The 16,085-nt window shown below is 68.8% G+C and carries 16 protein-coding genes; 9 read left to right on the forward strand and 7 right to left on the reverse strand.

The annotated features are described in order from the left end of the window. Positions 1–37 precede the first annotated feature (37 nt). Both EGT29_RS25975 and EGT29_RS25980 read right to left on the reverse strand, forming a co-directional pair. Positions 38–1,006 (reverse strand): tripartite tricarboxylate transporter substrate binding protein, encoded by a 969-nt coding sequence (locus EGT29_RS25975; protein ID WP_124691707.1) that lies wholly within the window; start codon positions 1,004–1,006, stop codon positions 38–40. A 78-nt stretch (positions 1,007–1,084) separates the two neighbouring features. Beyond that, positions 1,085–2,026 carry a LysR substrate-binding domain-containing protein gene (locus tag EGT29_RS25980; RefSeq protein ID WP_124691708.1) on the reverse strand — a complete coding sequence of 314 codons (942 nt, stop codon included), beginning with the start codon at positions 2,024–2,026 and terminating at the stop codon, positions 1,085–1,087. Positions 2,027–2,153: 127 nt separating this feature from the next. On the opposite strand from EGT29_RS25980, the gene EGT29_RS25985 reads away from it, so the two are divergent. From EGT29_RS25985 to EGT29_RS26005, 5 genes are read left to right on the forward strand one after another with little or no spacing between them, the layout of a single operon-like run. Continuing rightward, the gene (locus EGT29_RS25985) at positions 2,154–3,191 is read left to right on the forward strand and encodes a glutamate cyclase domain-containing protein (RefSeq protein WP_124691709.1); all 1,038 of its coding nucleotides are present in this window, start codon (positions 2,154–2,156) and stop codon (positions 3,189–3,191) included. Between the two features lie 24 nt (positions 3,192–3,215). Continuing rightward, complete coding sequence (locus EGT29_RS25990) at positions 3,216–4,187, forward strand: tripartite tricarboxylate transporter substrate binding protein (RefSeq protein WP_124691710.1); 972 nt, start codon at positions 3,216–3,218, stop codon at positions 4,185–4,187. 26 nt (positions 4,188–4,213) lie between these two features. Next, positions 4,214–4,990 carry an aspartate/glutamate racemase family protein gene (locus tag EGT29_RS25995; protein WP_238160214.1) on the forward strand — a complete coding sequence of 259 codons (777 nt, stop codon included), beginning with the start codon at positions 4,214–4,216 and terminating at the stop codon, positions 4,988–4,990. Between the two features lie 37 nt (positions 4,991–5,027). Beyond that, positions 5,028–5,966 (forward strand): LysR family transcriptional regulator, encoded by a 939-nt coding sequence (locus tag EGT29_RS26000; RefSeq protein ID WP_161567983.1) that lies wholly within the window; start codon positions 5,028–5,030, stop codon positions 5,964–5,966. Positions 5,967–6,004: 38 nt separating this feature from the next. Next, on the forward strand, positions 6,005–7,237 hold the full coding sequence (locus tag EGT29_RS26005) for a cystathionine gamma-synthase family protein (RefSeq protein WP_124691713.1): 1,233 nt from the start codon (positions 6,005–6,007) through the stop codon (positions 7,235–7,237). 3 nt (positions 7,238–7,240) lie between these two features. On the opposite strand, the gene EGT29_RS26010 is transcribed toward EGT29_RS26005, so the two are convergent. Continuing rightward, on the reverse strand, positions 7,241–8,893 hold the full coding sequence (locus EGT29_RS26010) for an ATP-binding protein (protein ID WP_124691714.1): 1,653 nt from the start codon (positions 8,891–8,893) through the stop codon (positions 7,241–7,243). A 172-nt stretch (positions 8,894–9,065) separates the two neighbouring features. On the opposite strand from EGT29_RS26010, the gene EGT29_RS26015 reads away from it, so the two are divergent. Beyond that, positions 9,066–9,380, forward strand: coding sequence for a 2Fe-2S iron-sulfur cluster-binding protein (locus EGT29_RS26015; RefSeq protein WP_124691715.1), 315 nt, complete (start codon positions 9,066–9,068; stop codon positions 9,378–9,380). Here the strand turns inward: EGT29_RS26015 and EGT29_RS26020 are convergent. Further along, positions 9,340–10,281: a LysR family transcriptional regulator gene (locus EGT29_RS26020; RefSeq protein ID WP_161567984.1), complete on the reverse strand. Its 942-nt coding sequence runs from the start codon at positions 10,279–10,281 to the stop codon at positions 9,340–9,342. The two genes, EGT29_RS26015 and EGT29_RS26020, sit on opposite strands and share 41 nt — an antisense overlap. A gap of 111 nt (positions 10,282–10,392) precedes the next feature. Here EGT29_RS26020 and EGT29_RS26025 point away from each other — a divergent pair, with 111 nt between their 5' ends. Together EGT29_RS26025 and EGT29_RS26030 are read left to right on the forward strand one after the other, a co-directional pair. After that, positions 10,393–11,595 carry a 3-hydroxybenzoate 6-monooxygenase gene (locus tag EGT29_RS26025; protein WP_124691717.1) on the forward strand — a complete coding sequence of 401 codons (1,203 nt, stop codon included), beginning with the start codon at positions 10,393–10,395 and terminating at the stop codon, positions 11,593–11,595. Positions 11,596–11,703: 108 nt separating this feature from the next. Further along, positions 11,704–12,939 carry a PepSY domain-containing protein gene (locus EGT29_RS26030; RefSeq protein WP_124692521.1) on the forward strand — a complete coding sequence of 412 codons (1,236 nt, stop codon included), beginning with the start codon at positions 11,704–11,706 and terminating at the stop codon, positions 12,937–12,939. Here the strand turns inward: EGT29_RS26030 and EGT29_RS26035 are convergent. From EGT29_RS26035 to EGT29_RS26045, 3 genes are all read right to left on the reverse strand, one after another. Continuing rightward, positions 12,914–13,474: a hypothetical protein gene (locus EGT29_RS26035; RefSeq protein WP_124691718.1), complete on the reverse strand. Its 561-nt coding sequence runs from the start codon at positions 13,472–13,474 to the stop codon at positions 12,914–12,916. The genes EGT29_RS26030 and EGT29_RS26035 overlap by 26 nt on opposite strands. Positions 13,475–13,589: 115 nt before the next feature. Then, entirely contained in the window at positions 13,590–14,540 is a 951-nt protein-coding gene (locus EGT29_RS26040; protein WP_124691719.1) for an aldo/keto reductase, read from the reverse strand. A gap of 88 nt (positions 14,541–14,628) precedes the next feature. After that, complete coding sequence (locus tag EGT29_RS26045; RefSeq protein ID WP_124691720.1) at positions 14,629–15,132, reverse strand: acyl-CoA thioesterase; 504 nt, start codon at positions 15,130–15,132, stop codon at positions 14,629–14,631. Positions 15,133–15,245: 113 nt separating this feature from the next. Between EGT29_RS26045 and EGT29_RS26050 the strand changes: the two genes are divergently transcribed. Beyond that, entirely contained in the window at positions 15,246–16,082 is an 837-nt protein-coding gene (locus tag EGT29_RS26050; protein ID WP_124691721.1) for an NAD(P)-dependent oxidoreductase, read from the forward strand. Positions 16,083–16,085 lie beyond the last annotated feature (3 nt).

Here is a 16,085-nt window from a genome sequence, read left to right on the forward strand (position 1 = left end):
CCTCCTTGTTAGCACGAACACCTGTCGGTGCCGTCCATCAATCCACTTTGATACCGGCCTGGCTGGCCACGTCGCGCCAGGCGGCGAATTCCTTGCTCATCAGGCCGGCGAAGGCCGCCCCGTCGCGCGTCGACGGCGAGACGCCCAGCGCCGCGAAGCGTTTCACGATGGCGGGATCGCGCACGGCCGCCGCCACCGCCTTCGCGATGCGGGCCGAGATGTCGGCGGGCAACCCCGCCGGCGCGATCACCCCCCACCAGTTCAGGACGTGCACGCCCTGCACCCCCAGCCGGTCGAACGTGGGGATCTCGGGAAAATCCTTCAGCGGCTCGGGCGACGCGACGGCCAGCGGCCGCAGGCGCCCGTTCTTGACCAGCGGCATGCCGGAAGCGGTGCTGGTGAAAATGGCGTCCACCTGCCCGGCGATCGTCTCGTTCATGGCGGGCCCCGACCCGCGGTACGGCACGCTGACCAGCGTGGTCTTGGTGCGCAGCTGGAGCAGTTCGGCGGCCAGGTGGCCCAGCGAGCCGGGGCCGGCGTTGGCGATGTTCACGGGGCGATCGTGCGCCTGCTTGAGAAACGACGGCAGGTCGGCCGCGCCCGAGGCGGGTACGAACAGCACCAGCGGCGCGGACCCCACCTGGGCGATGGCGGAGAAATCCTTGGCCACGTCGTAGCCGGGCGACGTATGACGCACCGCGGCGTTGAGCACCAGCGCCACGTCGGCCAGCATGATCGTGTAGCCGTCCGGCGCGGACCGCGCCAGCTGCGTGGCGGCGATCGCCGTGTTCGCGCCGGCGCGGTTGATGACGACGACCGATACGCCCAGCTCCTTCTGCAACTGCGGCGCCAGCGCCCTGACGACGATGTCGGAGGCGCCGCCCGGAGCGTAGGGCACGACGAACTCGATGGGCCGGGACGGATAGGAATCGGCCACGGCGGGGGCGGCGGCCAAGGCGCCTGCCGCGCTCGCGATGCAAAGACGGAGAATGGAAAGGGCACGCATGTCACGGACGCCTGGAAAAATGAGAGGCGCCACATTAAGTTCCGCTCCATGGAGGGTCAAACGAAAACTTCGGAACCCTCATTCCGCCATGGAATACCCCGAATCCAGATGCTTCTGTATGCGCATCTGCGTCGCTTCGGCCTCGGGCAGCATCCAGTCCAGAAACCGTTCCCTGGCCGCGCCATGGCCGGCGCCCGTGGGCAGCACGGCGTGATAGGCATGCCGCGTCCGCACGCACTCGCCCAACGGGCGCACCAGGCGGCCGCTTTCGAGCTGGTCCAGCACCAGGAACAGCGGGCATATCGCCACGCCCAGCCCGGCCACCACCGCCGGGATCAGCACCGAGAACCCTTCGAACAAGAGGCCGCTGCCGACGCGCGGCGTCCAGGCCGGCGCCACGCTCGCGCTCCATTCCTTCCAGTCATAACCCCGCTGCGCGCGGTGCAGCACGGGCAGGGCCTGGATCTGCCGCAGCGTGGCGCGCGTGTCCCCCAGCAGATCGGGACTGGCCACCAGCGCCATTTCGCGTCCCAGCAGCCGGATCGCCCGGGCGTCGGGCCATCGTCCGGCCCCGACCCGCACCTCCAGGTCGAAGCGCTCGGTTACCGGCGAGAAATCCGGCAGGCGCGGACGGACCACCAGACGGGTGCCGGGCGCCCGCTCGCGGAAACCCGGCAGGCGGGGAATCAGCCAGTACGAGGCGAACGCCGGCGACGCGGAAATCTCCACCGCGGCGGCGGGCGTTTTCTCGCCGGCCACCTCCTGCGCGATCGCCATGCCGTCCTGCAGCATGGCCAGCGCATCGCTGGCGTGCGCGAGGTAGGCATGGCCGGCGGGCGTCAACGCCAGCAGCTTGCCGGAACGCACGAACAACCGGCATCCCAGCTGCTCCTCCAGCGCCTGCACCTGCTTGCTGACGGCGCTCTGGGTCAGGCACAGCGTATCGGCCGCGCGGGTGAAGCTGTTGCAGCGGGCGACCTCGATGAAGGCGCGCAGCACCGGTACGGAAGGAATGTTCATGATGAAGGACGTTGGCGGCGCTGCATAATATTTGCTTATCGATAGCGCCGAGAATTCGATTATGCCGTCCGACGCGCTACGACCCAGAATGGCTCCAGTCTAATCCAGAGCCATCCGGGAGCCTCCGATGCCGGACATCATCGGCGAATACGTCGACCGTCTCGTCACGGTCGAAATGCGCAACCGCGCAATGAACCACAACATCATCGGCCCGATCTACGACCGGGCGCGCGCCGAAGGCGGCGGCCGGCCGATCAGCGCGCGCGCCGCGCAGGCCCTGTTCGATGCCGTGCGCCCCGGCGACCGCGTCCTGATCGTGACCGGCGCCGGCTACGCGCCCGAGGCGCCCAACGGCGAGAGCGACGGCCCGCCCGGCGCGGCGGCCCTGGCCCATGCCCTGTTCTGGGGCCTGCAGGCGGTGCCGGTGTTCGTGACCGAACCCTGCCACGCCCCGCCGGTCGTGGCCAGCAGCCAGGCCGCCGGCATCATGGTGCGCGACTTTGCGCTATGCCGCGACCGCCGGATGGGCGCCGCGCTGGCGACCTCGCCCCAGAGCCAGGACGAGGTGCAGGCCTGGGCCGCCGGCCTGCTGGACGACTACCGGCCCCGGGCCATCGTGTCGATCGAACGCCTGGGGCCCAACGAGCACGGGCTGATCCACTATTCCACGGGGGTGCGGCCCCAGTCGTGCGTCGACCTTTCGCCGCTCTTCGCGCAGGCCGCGGAGCGCGAAATCCTGTCCATCGGCATCGGCGACAACGGCAACGAGATCGGCTTCGGCCGGATCTTCGACTTCATGAAATCCTTCCACCCCTACGGCCGGCGCTGCCAGTACGAAGGCGGGGTAGGTGTGCCGACCACGGTCGCGACCGACATCTTCCTGCCGGCCTCGATTTCCAACTGGGGCGCCTACGGGCTGTGCGCCATGCTGGCCTTCCTGTGCCGCCGGCTCGACGTCCTGTACACGCCCGCCATCGAGCGCGACGTGCTGCGCGCCTGCCTGGACGCGGGCGGCTGGGAGATGCGCTATTGCACCTCGCGCTTCATCGTCGATGGCACCGAAGGCGAAAGCTCGATGGCGATCATCCAGCTTCTGCGCGACATGGTGCGCGTCAACATCGCGCCGCCCGACCGCGGCCTGTCCCACGGCACGCTCGACCGCTAGATTTCTACCTCGGGAGAATCCGACATGTCTGCTTCGTTCAGGCGCATCGCCGCCTGCCTGTCCCTCACGCTGGGCGCACTGGGCACCGCCCACGCCCAGACGCCCGCCTCCGGCCGTCCGCTGCGCATCGTCGTTCCCTACGCCTCGGGCGGCCTGGCCGACATCACGGCGCGGCTGCTGTCCGAACACCTGACCGCGCGGCTGCACCAGCCCGTGGTGGTGGAAAACAAACCGGGCGCCAATGGCGCGATCGGCACGGCGCAGGTCGCCAAGGCCGCGCCCGACGGCAATACGCTGGTGTACGTCGTCAGCTCGCACGTCTTCGGCCGCGCGCTCGTCCCCGACCTGCCCTTCGACCCCATCAAGGACTTCGCGCCCGTCACGCTGGCGACGCGCACGGCGATGGTGCTGGTGGCCTCGCCTTCGCTGCCGGTGAACAACGTGCCTGAACTGGTGGCCTACGTGCGCGCCCGGCCGAACCAGCTCGCCTTCGCCTCGGCCGGCAACGGCAGCAACGTCCACGTCTTCGGCCAGTGGTTCGCCGACCTGGCCGGACTCAAGATGACCCACGTTCCCTACAAGGGCAGCGCGGCGGCGCACATGGACCTCATCGCGGGCCGCACGCAGATCGTGTTCGACACGCTGGGCGCCGTGCAGCCGCACGTGGCCGCGGGCAACCTCAAGATCCTGGCCGCGGGCGCCGACCGGCTCCCTCGGTATCCGGACATCCCCACGGTGGCCGAGGCCGGCTATCCGGGATTCCGCGCCGAATCCTGGGGTGCGGTGCTGGCGCCGGCCGGCACTCCGGCCGCCCGCATCGACCAGCTCAATCGCGAGATCGTGGCGACCCTGAAGCTGCCGGAGGTCCGCAAGCGCCTCGAGGACGCCGGCGCGCAAGTGGTCGGCAGCACGCCCGCCGAACTGGGCCAGATCCTGGTAGCCGAGGAAAAGAAATACGGCGAACTGATCCGCAGCATGGGGATACGGCTCGAATGACCCGGGAACCAGGAAGGAGCAAGTCCATGAAGGCCGTTTCCCTGTACGCACCCTATGGCTGGAAGGCGAAGATCGGCCTGATCGTTCCCTCCACCAACACCATCAACGAGCCCGAGTTCTGGCGCATGGCTCCCGAGGGCGTGGGCGTGTTCACAGCCCGCGCCATGCTGCTGGGCAGCATGACCCGGGAATCCTACGTCGCGATGGCCGAGGCGACCCGCTCGGCCGCCGACCAGCTGGCCACCGCCGAGGTCGACATCGTCGCCTACGGCTGCACCTCGGGCTCGTTCATGTGCCCCATGTCCGAGATCGTGGCGGACATCGGCAAGCGGGCGGGCGCGCCGGCGCTGGCCGCCTCGGGGGCCGTGGTCGCGGCGCTGCGAGCGCTGGGCGTGCGCAACGTGGCCGTGGCCACGCCCTATGTGCAGCTCGTCAACCGGCGCGAGCGGGAATTCCTGGAGGAATACGGGTTCGGCGTGACGTCGCTGCACGGCCTGGAGCTTGGCGAAACCCAGGAGGAACGCCGCGCCATCGGCCGGGTTCCGCCCGAGGCCCTGTACCGGCTGGCGCGCCAGGCCGACCGCCCGGAGGCCGACGCAGTGTTCATTTCCTGCACCAACCTGGCGTCGCTGGGCGTGGTCGCGGCGCTGGAGCGGGATCTGGGCAAGCCGGTCATCACCAGCAACCAGGCGTGCTTCTGGGCATGTCTGCGCCGCCTGGGCCTGAACGACACGATCGGGGGCCATGGCAGGCTGCTCGAGACGTGCCTCGCGCCTATCGACGACGCCGCCTTCGAAGTATGATCGGCCTCGTCCGAGCTTCGATAACCGCCTTGCCACCTTGGCACGTCCGCTGAACTTCCGCCAACTCGAAGCATTCCGCGCCGTCATGCTGACCGGCAGCATGACGGGCGCCGGCCATGCGATGTCCATTTCCCAGCCGGCGGTCTCGCGGCTGATCCACGATCTGGAGCACGAGTTGAAGCTGGTGCTGTTCCAGCGCCAGGGCGTGCAGATCATCGCGACCGAAGCGGCGGTCCGGCTGTACAGCGAAGTGGAGCGGCACTTCACCGGCGCCGACCGGATCCGCGAGGCGGCGCGCGCGATCCGGCTGTCGACGGCGGGCTACCTGCACGTGGGAACCATGCCCAATCTCGCCTCGCACTGCCTGCCGGAAGCCATCGGACTACTGCTGCGGGACCATCCCGACATCATCGTCTCCGTCCATCCCGACAGCTCGATCAACCTCGTCTCCATGCTGCTCCACGCGCAGCTGGACATCGTGTTCGGCACGATGCCGCCGGATCCGGACGGCCTGGAGCACGACCCCTTTCCCTCGACCCAGGCAGTCTGCGTCATGCCCGCCGCCCATCCGCTCGCGCGCAAGAAGCGGATCTCGGTCAACGACCTGGACGGCCAGGACTTCGTCGCGCTGGGCCAGGCCAGCCGCCAGCGCATGCAGCTCAACAACGCGATGCTGACGGCCGGCGTGCGGCCCAACATCCGCGTCGAGACCATGCACTCGTCCTCGGCCATCGGCTACGTCAGCCGCGGGATAGGAATCGCGGTCATCGACCCCATCGCCATCATCGGCCATCGCACCCCCAAGGTCGCCATCCGACCCTTCACGCCGGCCATATCGCTGGATTTCTCGGCCGTCTACCGGCGCAACGTGCCCAGGCCGGATGCCGCGGCCGCGCTGACCCGGGCGCTCAGGCGCGTGGTGGACGACAAACTGGGGGAACTGGGCGCCCGGACCCCGCGGACGGGCAAGGATTAAAATACCGGCCACCCTCCCTAGATAGTCCAGTCCAGATCATGTCCGAAGGCTTCACCACCCGCATCCTGCACAGCGACCGCCGCGGCTCGGTCGAGCATGGAGCGCTGCACAAACCCATGCACACCGCCTCCGCCTTCGGCTACGGCGACGCGCAAACCCTGGTCGACGTGTTCCAGGGCCGCAATCCGGGATACTCGTACGGCCGCCAGGGCAACCCCACCACCGCGGCGCTCGAAGCCAAGCTCACCGAGATGGAGGACGGCATCGGCACCGTCTCGTTCTCGACCGGCATGGCGGCCATCGCCGCGGTGCTGACCACCCTGCTGCGCGAAGGCGACCACGTGGTCTCCAGCGGCTTCCTGTTCGGCAATACCAACAGTCTGTTCGCCACGATGAAGGGCCTGGGCGTGGAGGTGGATTTCGTCGACGCCACCGACGCGGCCAACGTCGAGCGCGCGCTGCGCCCCGACACCCGCCTGGTGTTCGTCGAAACCATCGCCAATCCCCGCACGCAGGTCGCCGCGCTGGCCGAGATCGGCGCGCTGTGCAAGGCCCGCGGCGTGCTGTACGTGGTCGACAACACCATGACCTCGCCCTACCTGTTCCGTCCCAAGACGGTGCAGGCCGACCTGAGCATCAACTCGCTCACCAAGTACATCTGCGGCCACGGCAACGCGCTGGGCGGCGCGATCACCGACACCGGCCTGTTCGACTGGACCGCCTATCCCAACATCAGCCCGTCGTACCGCAGCACCAAGCCGGCCATGCAGGGCCTGCAGCAGATCAAGAAGAAGGGCCTGCGCGACATGGGCGCGACCCTGGGTTCCGAGGCTGCGCACCGCATCGCCGCTGGCGCCGAAACACTAAGCCTGCGCATGGAGCGCGCCTGCGCGACCGCCGCCGCGCTGGCCGCGCAACTGGCCGCCCATCCCAAGGTCAAGCGCGTCTATCACCCCAGCCTGCCCGACCATCCGCAGCACGAGCGCGCCCGCGCCCTGTTCAAGCGGGGCGGCGCCCTGCTCGCGTTCGAATTGCAGGACGGGCTCGATCCGGTGCATTTCCAGAACCAGCTGCGCGTGGTCATTTCCGCCACCCACCTGGGCGACAACCGCACGCTGGCCATCCCGGTGGCGCAGACCATCTATTGGGAAATGGGCCCCGAGCGGCGGCGCGAGATGGACATCGCCGATTCGCTGATACGCGTCTCGGTCGGCATCGAGGACCCCGAGGACCTGCTGGGCGACTTCGCCCAGGCCTGCGACGCCGTCTAGGCCCTAGCCCGCGTCCTCATTCAGGCCGCGTATCGCCGCGATCAGCGTCGCGGCCCGGTAGGGCTTGGTCACGTGGGCCTGGAAACCGCTCTCCAGCGCGCGCCGGCGATCGTCCTCGCGCGCCAGGGCGGTGACCGCCACCGCGCGCAGGGCCGTGCCATCCAGGCCCATGCCCTTGCGCACCGTCTCGATCAACTGGTAGCCGTCCATGCCCGGCATGCCGATGTCGGCCACCAGCGCGGAATAGAAGCCGGCGCCGCGCCCGGCCAGTTCCTCCAACGCCGCGTAGGCCGAGGTCACACCCGTGACTTCGGCGCCGTATTCGCGCAGCAGGTGGGTCAGGTACTCGAGCATGTCGGGCTGGTCTTCCACCGCCAGGATGAGCTGGCCCGCCAGGCTGTCGGCATGCAGCAGGTCCCCCTTCTCGCCCTGGACGTCGCCGGTCTCGGAAGCGACAAGCGGCGACCGGTACACCGGCAGGCTGACCGTGAAACAGGCGCCTCGGTTCATCCCTTCGCTCTCGGCCCAGACCTCGCCGCCATGCATCTCGACCAGTTGCTTGACGATGGACAGGCCCAGCCCCAGGCCGCCGTAGCGCCGCGACGTCGAGCCGTCCGCCTGGCGGAAGCGGTCGAACAGATGAGGAAGGAAATCGGGCTCGATGCCCACGCCGCTGTCTGCCACCGCGATTTCGAAACGCGTGTCGGTGCGGCGCGCGGCGATGCTGATACGGCCGTTGGGCGGCGTGAACTTGATCGCGTTGGACAGCAGGTTCCACAAGATTTGTTGCAATCGCGCGGGGTCGGCCAGCACCAGGCAGACCTCGAAGCTGTGCTGGAACTCCAGCCGTATTCCCTTGCTCTGCATGGACGGCTCGCTCGATTGCACGACGCGTGCGACGTGCTCGAAACCGTCCAGCGGTTCCAGGTCGAGCTTGATCTTGCCCAGGAAGATCGCGCTCATGTCCAGCATGTCGGAGATCAGCGTGGCCTGGGTGCGGGCGCTCTGCAATATGGTCGAGAGCCCCTTGCTCAGTTGCTCGTTGTCCGCCGCACGCTTGAGCAGCAACTGGCTCCAGCCGATGATGACGGACAACGGCGTGCGCAGCTCGTGCGACAGCGTGGCCAGGAACTCGTCCTTCATGCGGGTGGCGGTCTCGGCGTCGTGCCGGGCGGCGCGCTCGGCAGCCAGCAGTTGCTCGCGCTGCGCCTCCATCAGGTAGCGTTCGGTGATGTCGCTGAACAGCACGGCAACGGTGGCCTCGTCGGGCTCGCCCAGGCGGAAGGCGTAGACGTCGAACCAGCGCCCCAGCGTTTCGGCATGGTGCTCGAAGCGGGCCGGCTGTCCGGTCAGCGCGACGTCGCCGTAGATCTGGTACCAGTGTTCCTCGTGGTCGGGAGACAGCTCGCGCATGCGCTTGCCCAGCGCGTGGCGCAAGCCGGTATGGGCCTCGAAGGCGGGATTGATCTCGAGGAAGCGATAATCGACCGGCTTGCCGCTTTCGAAGAGCATCTGCAGGACGCAGAACCCCTGGTCGATGGATTCGAACAACTGCCGGTAGCGGTCCTCGCTGCGTCGCAAGGCGTCGGCGGCGGCCTGATCATCCAGGCGTCGCTGGCCCCTGAACCTGTAGGATGCGATATCCCACGGCTGCATACGCGTCGCCGCTCCGCTGGTTGCCCGTCGATGGCGAAGTGTACCCGCGCCTCCGTGGCCACCTCCGGGAGCATGTGTTTCAAGGCATGACCCTTGTGACCCCCGCGGCCGGGCGGGGGATGCTAGCATCCCGCCCATCGGGCCTCGCCCTGCCCCGCCTGACCTGTCCGCCGTGAACGCTTCCGCCGATACCTACCCCGTCACTCTCGATCCCCAGCAATGGACCTTCGCCGCCGGCAAGGACGAGAACCTGTTCCAGGCCGCGCGGCGCGCCGGCATACGGCTGCCCACCATCTGCCGCAACGGCACCTGCCGGACCTGCTTCTCGCGCATGGAAAGCGGCAGCGTCCGCTACGTGGTCGAGTGGCCGGGCCTGAGCGCGCAGGAAAAACAGGAGGGCTTCATCCTGCCCTGCGTGGCCGTGGCCACCGCGCCCATCGTCATGGTCAATCCGCACGCCGAGAAGACCGCCGACGCGGCGGGCTGACGGCGACGCCCGTGTCCATGAACAGCTCGGCCAGGGTCTGGCGCAGCCAGGCGTGGCCGGGATCCCGGTGGAAGCGCGCGTGCCAGTACTGGTTGACCGCGTAGCGCTCGATCGCGATGGGCGGCGCATGCACCCGCAGGCCTTCCTGCCGCGCCACGATCTCGCCCAACAGGCTCGGCACCGTGGCGACGAAATCGGTCTGCGCGATGATCGCCGCCAGGCCCAGGTAGCTGGGTAGCCGCAGCACCACCTGCCGCTCCAGCCCGGCACGACGGATGGCCTGCTCCACGATCAGCTGGCTGGTGGTCGAGGGCGAGACGTCGACGTGGCCCTCGCGGGCGAAATCGACGCGCGTGAACGTGCGGCGTATGCGCGGATGGCGCGGCCCGGCCACGCACACGAAGTCCTGCTCGAACAGCCGCTGGCGATAGAAGCCGGCATCCAGCTGCGGCATGAAACCGATGGACAGGTCCGCCTCGCCGCTTTCCATGCGGCCCGGCGTGTCGGGTCCGATGCGGAAGATCTCGATGCGCACCGCGGGCGCCGCGTCGCGCAGGCGATTCACGATGCGCGGCAGCAGCACGATGTGGCTGATGTCGGTCATGCACAGCCGGAAGACGCGGTCGGACGCCGCCGGCAGGAAGACCGGAGGTTCGAGCAGCGCCTGCACCGCGGCCAGCGCGGCGGCCACCCGGCCTTCGAGTTCCAGCGCCCGGGCGGTGGGCTCCATGCCCGTGGTGGTGCGCACGAACAGCGGGTCGTCGAACAGCTCGCGCAGCTTGGCCAGGAAGAAGCTCATCGTGGACTGGCTCATGCCCATGCGTTCGGCCGCGGCCGAGACGCTGCCGGTGCGGCGGATCTCGTCGAATACCCGCAGCAGCTTCGTATCGATATTTTCCAAGTCTTTTGACGAACCGTATCGAATATTTCGATTCAGCCTATCGATACCGCTCCATGGAGTCAAGCGCGCCCGCTCACTAACATGGCGCCAGATTTCACCCGAGGAGACATCATGACTACCGGAACCCAAGCAACCGCCATCGTGGTGGGCGGCGGCATCGGCGGCCTGGCGGCCGCGCTGGCGCTGGCCCGGGAAGGCGTGGCGGTCGAGCTGCTGGAACAAAGCCCCACCATCGGCGAGATCGGCGCCGGGATCCAGCTCGGCCCCAACGCCTTCGCCGCGCTGGACGCGCTGGGCGTGGGCGAGGCCGCGCGGCGCCGCGCCGTCTTCACCGAACGCCTGATCATGATGGACGCGGTCGATGCCACCGAGGTCGGCGGCTTCGACGTGGGCGAGGCGTTCCGCAAGCGCTTCGGCAATCCCTACGCCGTCATTCACCGCGCCGACATCCACCTGTCCATCCTGGAAGCGGTGCAGGTCCATCCGCTGATCCGCTTCAAGACCTCCACCCGCGTGCAGGCCCTGGAGCTGGGCGACGGCAAGGCCACGGTGGTGGACGACCAGGGCGGCCGCCACACGGCCGATGCGGTGGTCGGCGCCGACGGCGTGAAATCGGTGATACGCGACACGCTGATCGGCGACGAGGCCAGGGTAACGGGCCACGTGGTCTACCGCGCCGTGGTGGACGAGGCCGACATGCCCGACGACCTCAAGATCAATGCCCCGGTGGTCTGGGCCGGCCCCAACTGCCACCTCGTCCACTATCCGCTGCGCAACGGGCACCAGTACAACCTGGTGGTCACCTTCCACAGCCGCGAACCCGAGGTCTGGGGCGTGCGCGAGGGCAGCAAGGAAGAAGTGCTGTCCTACTTCGAGGGCATCCACCCCCGCCCGCACCAGATGCTGCACCGTCCCACGTCCTGGAAGCGCTGGGCCACCGCCGACCGCGACCCCCAGCCGCGCTGGGGCCAGGGCCGCGCCACCGTGCTGGGCGACGCCGCCCACCCGATGACCCAGTACCTGGCGCAGGGCGCCTGCATGGCGCTGGAAGACGCCGCCACGCTGGGCGCGGCGGTACGCCACGCCCGGGGCGACCTGGAAGCCGCGTTCCGGCTGTACGAGAACTCGCGCATCACCCGCACGGCGCGCGTGGTGCTGTCCACCCGGGCCATGGGCACGCTCTACCACGCCAAGGGCGTCGAGCGCCTGGTGCGCAATTCGCTGTGGGTGGGCCGCACGCAGGAACAGTATTACGACGCGATGCAGTGGCTGTACGGCTGGCGCGTGGCGACCTGCCTGAATCCGGTGGTGTAACCGATCGGCGGCCGATTAATTAAATAATACTAATTCGCGTTATCATTCCCGGAATTTTCAACCTTCCGGGAATCGCGGCCTCTCCAAAGGCGCGACCTTAGCCTCATGTTGCGCAAATTCGGAGTCCTGCTACACCGCTGGTTGGGCCTGGGCGTCGCCGCCTTCCTGTTCATCGCCGGCCTGACCGGCGCCTTCATTTCGTGGGACCACGAGCTCGACGCCTGGCTGAACCCGCAGTTGTTCGAGCCCGCCACGCAGGGCGAGCCGCTGCCGGTCGAGACCCTGATCGCCCGGCTGGAAGCCGAGGACCCGCGCCTGATGGTCACCTTCAGCCCGCTGGAGGTCGAACCCGGCCATGCCCTGCTGGTCTCGGTCACCGGCCGCATCGACCCGGCCACCGGCAAGGCCTTCCCGCTGGACTTCAACCAGGTCGCGCTCGATCCGGTCACCGGCGACGTCCAGGGCCGGCGCGAGTGGGGCGCTATTTCGCTCAGCCGCGAGAACCTGCTGCCTTTCCTGTACAAGCTGCACTACACCATGCACCTGCCCGACGTGAAGGGCGTGGAGCTGGGCATGTGGTTCATGGGGCTGGTCAGCATCGCCTGGTTCCTGGACTGCTTCGTCGCGCTCTACCTGTCCTTCCCCTCGTGGCGCGCCTGGCGCAAGTCGTTCGCGTTCCGGGTCGGCAAGGGCGGCTACGCGCTCAATTTCGACGTGCATCGCTCCGGCGGCGTCTGGCTGTGGGCGCTGCTGCTCCTGCTGGCGGTGACCTCGATCTCGCTCAACCTCGGCAACGAGGTCGTGCGCCCGGTGGTCAACCAGATCTCGCCGCTGACGCCCACGCCGTTCGAGACGCGCCCCTTGCGCCCGCTGGACCAGCCCATCATGCCGACGCTGACCCGGACGCGGATCGTCGAACTGGGCAGGGCCGAGGCCGAGCGCCTGGGCATCGCCGAACCGGCCGGCGCCGTGTTCTACGGCGCGTTGCAGGGCATCTATGGCGTGGGCTTCTACGAACCCGGCAACGACCACGGCGACGGCGGGCTCGGCAACAGCTGGCTGTATTTCGACGAAAAGAACGGCGCACTGCTGGGCAAGCACATTCCCGGCACCGGCAGCGCGGGCGACGTCTTCATGCAGGCCCAGTTCCCGCTGCATTCCGGCCGCATCCTGGGCATTCCGGGCCGCATCTTCGTTTCCCTGCTGGGACTGTCGGTGGCCATCCTGAGCGTGACGGGCGTCGTGATCTGGGCGAAGAAGCGCAAGGGCCGGATGGCCTCGGCCAGGGCGGCGCGGGCCCGCATGCAGCCCGCCGCGGCTACGAGTTCGCCTGGCCTGTCTTGACGGCCACGGTATAGGGCCGCCGGCGCCGCGGCCCGCCGCCGATGGCGGGAAAAACGATGGACAGGACCACGGCGTCCAGGGTGACGTCCACGCCTATTACCAGCGTCGCGTCCAGCACCTCCAGCAATCGCAGCATGCGCGCCCGTTCCTTGGCGAACGTGGCGCGGACCCGCGTCGGCCCCCAGGGCTGGAGTTCGTCCAGCGAGACCGGCACGGACGTGTGGCCGCCGGCGCCGTTGCCATGGCCGACGCGCAGTTGTACGCGGTCCAGGTCCAGCCGGGCGCCGACCACGATGCGCCGGTTGATGCCCGGACGGCTGGCGACGCAGGCGATGGCCGAATCGATCAGCGCACAGACGTGTTCAACGGCGCCGGCCACCAGCAGCGGGTGGCCCGGCACGTCGGCCTCGACATAGCGGACGTTGCCGTCCGGCGAAAGGTCGTAGTCCTCCACGGCTGACAGGATCAGGGAGCCCAGGTCGCACAGCGGTCCCGCCGCGCGGCGCTCGGACAGCTCGCCGGTAAGTTCGGTCATGGAAGTGCTCACTAAGACAAGCCTGGGGCGAGTCTACGGACGAGCCTTCCATCGCACTGCAAACAATGCGCAACGCATGGACCGGCGCGAGCCGCGCCGGCCTGGGCATCTGCCGCTAGTAGGCGCTAGCCTTGGCAAGCAGGTCCAGCGATTCCGCGTCCAGCGCCAGCGTGGCGGCGGCCTGCAGCGAATCGAGCTGAGCGGCCGAGGTGGCGCTGGCGATGGGCGCCGTTACCGCGGGCTGGTGCAGCAGCCAGGCCAGGGCCACGGCCGCCGGGGTCGAGCCGTGCCGCTGGGCCACCTGGTCCAGGGCGTCGAGGATGCGCAGGCCGCGCTCGTTCAGGTACGTGCCCACCCGGCTGCCGCGCGCCTTGCCTTCGAGATCGGCAGCGGTGCGGTACTTGCCGCTCAGGAAGCCGCTGGCCAGCGCATAGTAGTTGATGACGGCCACCTGGTTGCGCAGCGCCACCGGCTCCAGTTCGGTCTCGAACGCCTGGCGCTCGATCAGGTTGTACTCGGGCTGCAGCGTGGCATAGGCGGCAAGGCCGTTGGCCCGGCTCACGTCCAGGGCCTCCTGGAAGCGGGCGGCGGTGTAGTTGGACGCGCCGATCGCGCGGACCTTGCCGGCCTTCACCAGCCGGTCGAAGGCCGCCAGGCTTTCCTCGAGCGGCGTCGAGGCATCGTCGTCATGGGCCTGGTACAGATCGATGTAGTCCGTCCGCAGGCGGCGCAGCGAACCTTCCACCGCCTTTTCTATGTACGCGGCCGACAGTCCCCCCGGGTTGCCCAGCGCGGGCTTGCCCACCTTGGTGGCCAGGATCACGCGGTCGCGCTTGCCGGTGCGCTTGAACCAGTTGCCGATGATGGTTTCCGATTCGCCGCCCTGGTTGCCCGGCACCCAGCGCGAATAGGCGTCGGCGGTATCGATGAAGTTCATGCCCCGGTCGGCCAGCGCATCCAGGATGCCGAACGACGCGGCCTCGTCCAGGGTCCAGCCGAACACGTTGCCGCCGAAAGTGATGGGGAATACCTGCAGGCCGGTGGTGCCGAGCGGTCGATAGGTCATGGCTGCCTCGTACGGAAGGAAACGGAATCGAAAATAGTAGGAGATTCCTGCCGCCCGTCCAAATGGCCGCCATGCATGAGCGATGTACTCAGGTCGCGCCGCCCGCGTGCGTGGTGCGTTCCTTGATCAGTTGGTGCCGCCTTTCCATTTCCTGCCGCAGCTCGCGCCGCAGCAGCGCCGCCTCGCAGCGCTGGCGTTCTTCCTCGTCCTGCGGCACGAGCGGGGGCACCGGTACCGGCACGCCGTCGTCGCCCACCGCGACCATCGTGAAATAGCAGCTGTTGGCATGGCGCACGGTCTTGCTGCGGATGTCCTCGGTCACGACCTTGATGCCGATCTCCATGGACGTGCGCCCGGTGTAGTTGACCGCGGCGTAGAAGGTGACCAGTTCGCCCACGTGGATGGGCTGGCGGAACACGACCTGGTCGACCGACAGCGTGACCACGTAGCGCCCCGCGTAGCGGCTGGCACAGGCGTAGGCGACCTGGTCGAGATACTTGAGGATGGTGCCGCCATGGACGTTGCCCGAGAAGTTCGCCATGTCGGGCGTCATCAGGATCGTCATGGAAAGCTTGTGCTGGGAATCGTTCATGGCGAACCTTCTGCGCGAATAGGGAGCAGCGCCATTGTAGCCAGCGCGTACGCGGCCCGCGCGGCGGCGTTAACATGGACGCCCGCCATCATCCGCCTCCGGGAGACGCCATCATGCCCCGTCCCGCCATCGCCCTCCTGCATCCCGGCGCCATGGGCGCGGCCCTTGGCGCCTGCCTGGTCTCCACCGGCCACCGCGTGCTCTGGAGTTCCGCCGGGCGCAGCGCCGCCACGGCCGAACGGGCGCGCAAGGCCGGCCTGGAAGACGCCGGCCCCCTGGCCGACACGCTGCGGGCCGCCGACATCGCCATCTCGGTCTGCCCGCCGGACAACGCGCTCGATCTGGCCCGCGACGTCGCGCACCACGGATACGGCGGCGTGTTCGTCGATGCCAACGCGGTCTCGCCGGCCACCCTCGGGCAGATCGAGGAAGCCGTGCGCGCCGGCGGCGCGCGCTTCGTCGACGGCGGCATCATCGGCCAGCCGCCGCGCGCGGCGGGCAGCACCCGCCTCTACCTGGCCGGCGACGGCGCTTCGGACATCGCCGCGCTGTTCGCAGGCAGCGCGCTCGAGGCCATCGCGCTGGACTCCCCGGCCGGCAGCGCCTCGGCGCTGAAGATCTGCTATGCCGCCTGGAGCAAGGGCGCCACCGCCCTGCTGGCCGGCATACGCGCGCTGGCCCGCCACGAAGGCGTGGAGCCGGCCCTGCTGGCCGAATGGCAGCGGTCCAGCCCGCAGACGCCGGCGCGGTCCGAAGAGGTCGCGCAGAAGGCCGAAAAAGCCTGGCGCTGGGTGGGCGAGATGGAAGAGATCGCCTCCACCTTCCATGCCGCCGGACTGCCTTCGGGTTTTCACCTCGCGGCGGCGGACATCTTCCGGCGGCTGGACGTCTACAAGGATGCCCCCCGGCCGCCCGCCATGGACGAGGCGCTGGACCGGCTGCGGCGCTGATCC

The organism is Pigmentiphaga sp. H8, from assembly GCF_003854895.1.
Taxonomy (GTDB): domain Bacteria; phylum Pseudomonadota; class Gammaproteobacteria; order Burkholderiales; family Burkholderiaceae_B; genus Pigmentiphaga.

What these genes read in the sequence shown, in the direction of transcription:
- EGT29_RS26045 (WP_124691720.1), bottom strand. Translation starts at nt 15,132, where the DNA reads ATGAACGATTCCCAGCACAAGCTTTCCATGACGATCCTGATGACGCCC.
- EGT29_RS25975 (WP_124691707.1), bottom strand. Translation starts at nt 1,006, where the DNA reads ATGCGTGCCCTTTCCATTCTCCGTCTTTGCATCGCGAGCGCGGCAGGC.
- EGT29_RS26010 (WP_124691714.1), bottom strand. Translation starts at nt 8,893, where the DNA reads ATGCAGCCGTGGGATATCGCATCCTACAGGTTCAGGGGCCAGCGACGC.
- EGT29_RS25995 (WP_238160214.1), top strand. Translation starts at nt 4,214, where the DNA reads ATGAAGGCCGTTTCCCTGTACGCACCCTATGGCTGGAAGGCGAAGATC.
- EGT29_RS26035 (WP_124691718.1), bottom strand. Translation starts at nt 13,474, where the DNA reads ATGACCGAACTTACCGGCGAGCTGTCCGAGCGCCGCGCGGCGGGACCG.
- EGT29_RS25985 (WP_124691709.1), top strand. Translation starts at nt 2,154, where the DNA reads ATGCCGGACATCATCGGCGAATACGTCGACCGTCTCGTCACGGTCGAA.
- EGT29_RS25990 (WP_124691710.1), top strand. Translation starts at nt 3,216, where the DNA reads ATGTCTGCTTCGTTCAGGCGCATCGCCGCCTGCCTGTCCCTCACGCTG.
- EGT29_RS25980 (WP_124691708.1), bottom strand. Translation starts at nt 2,026, where the DNA reads ATGAACATTCCTTCCGTACCGGTGCTGCGCGCCTTCATCGAGGTCGCC.
- EGT29_RS26005 (WP_124691713.1), top strand. Translation starts at nt 6,005, where the DNA reads ATGTCCGAAGGCTTCACCACCCGCATCCTGCACAGCGACCGCCGCGGC.
- EGT29_RS26040 (WP_124691719.1), bottom strand. Translation starts at nt 14,540, where the DNA reads ATGACCTATCGACCGCTCGGCACCACCGGCCTGCAGGTATTCCCCATC.
- EGT29_RS26025 (WP_124691717.1), top strand. Translation starts at nt 10,393, where the DNA reads ATGACTACCGGAACCCAAGCAACCGCCATCGTGGTGGGCGGCGGCATC.
- EGT29_RS26050 (WP_124691721.1), top strand. Translation starts at nt 15,246, where the DNA reads ATGCCCCGTCCCGCCATCGCCCTCCTGCATCCCGGCGCCATGGGCGCG.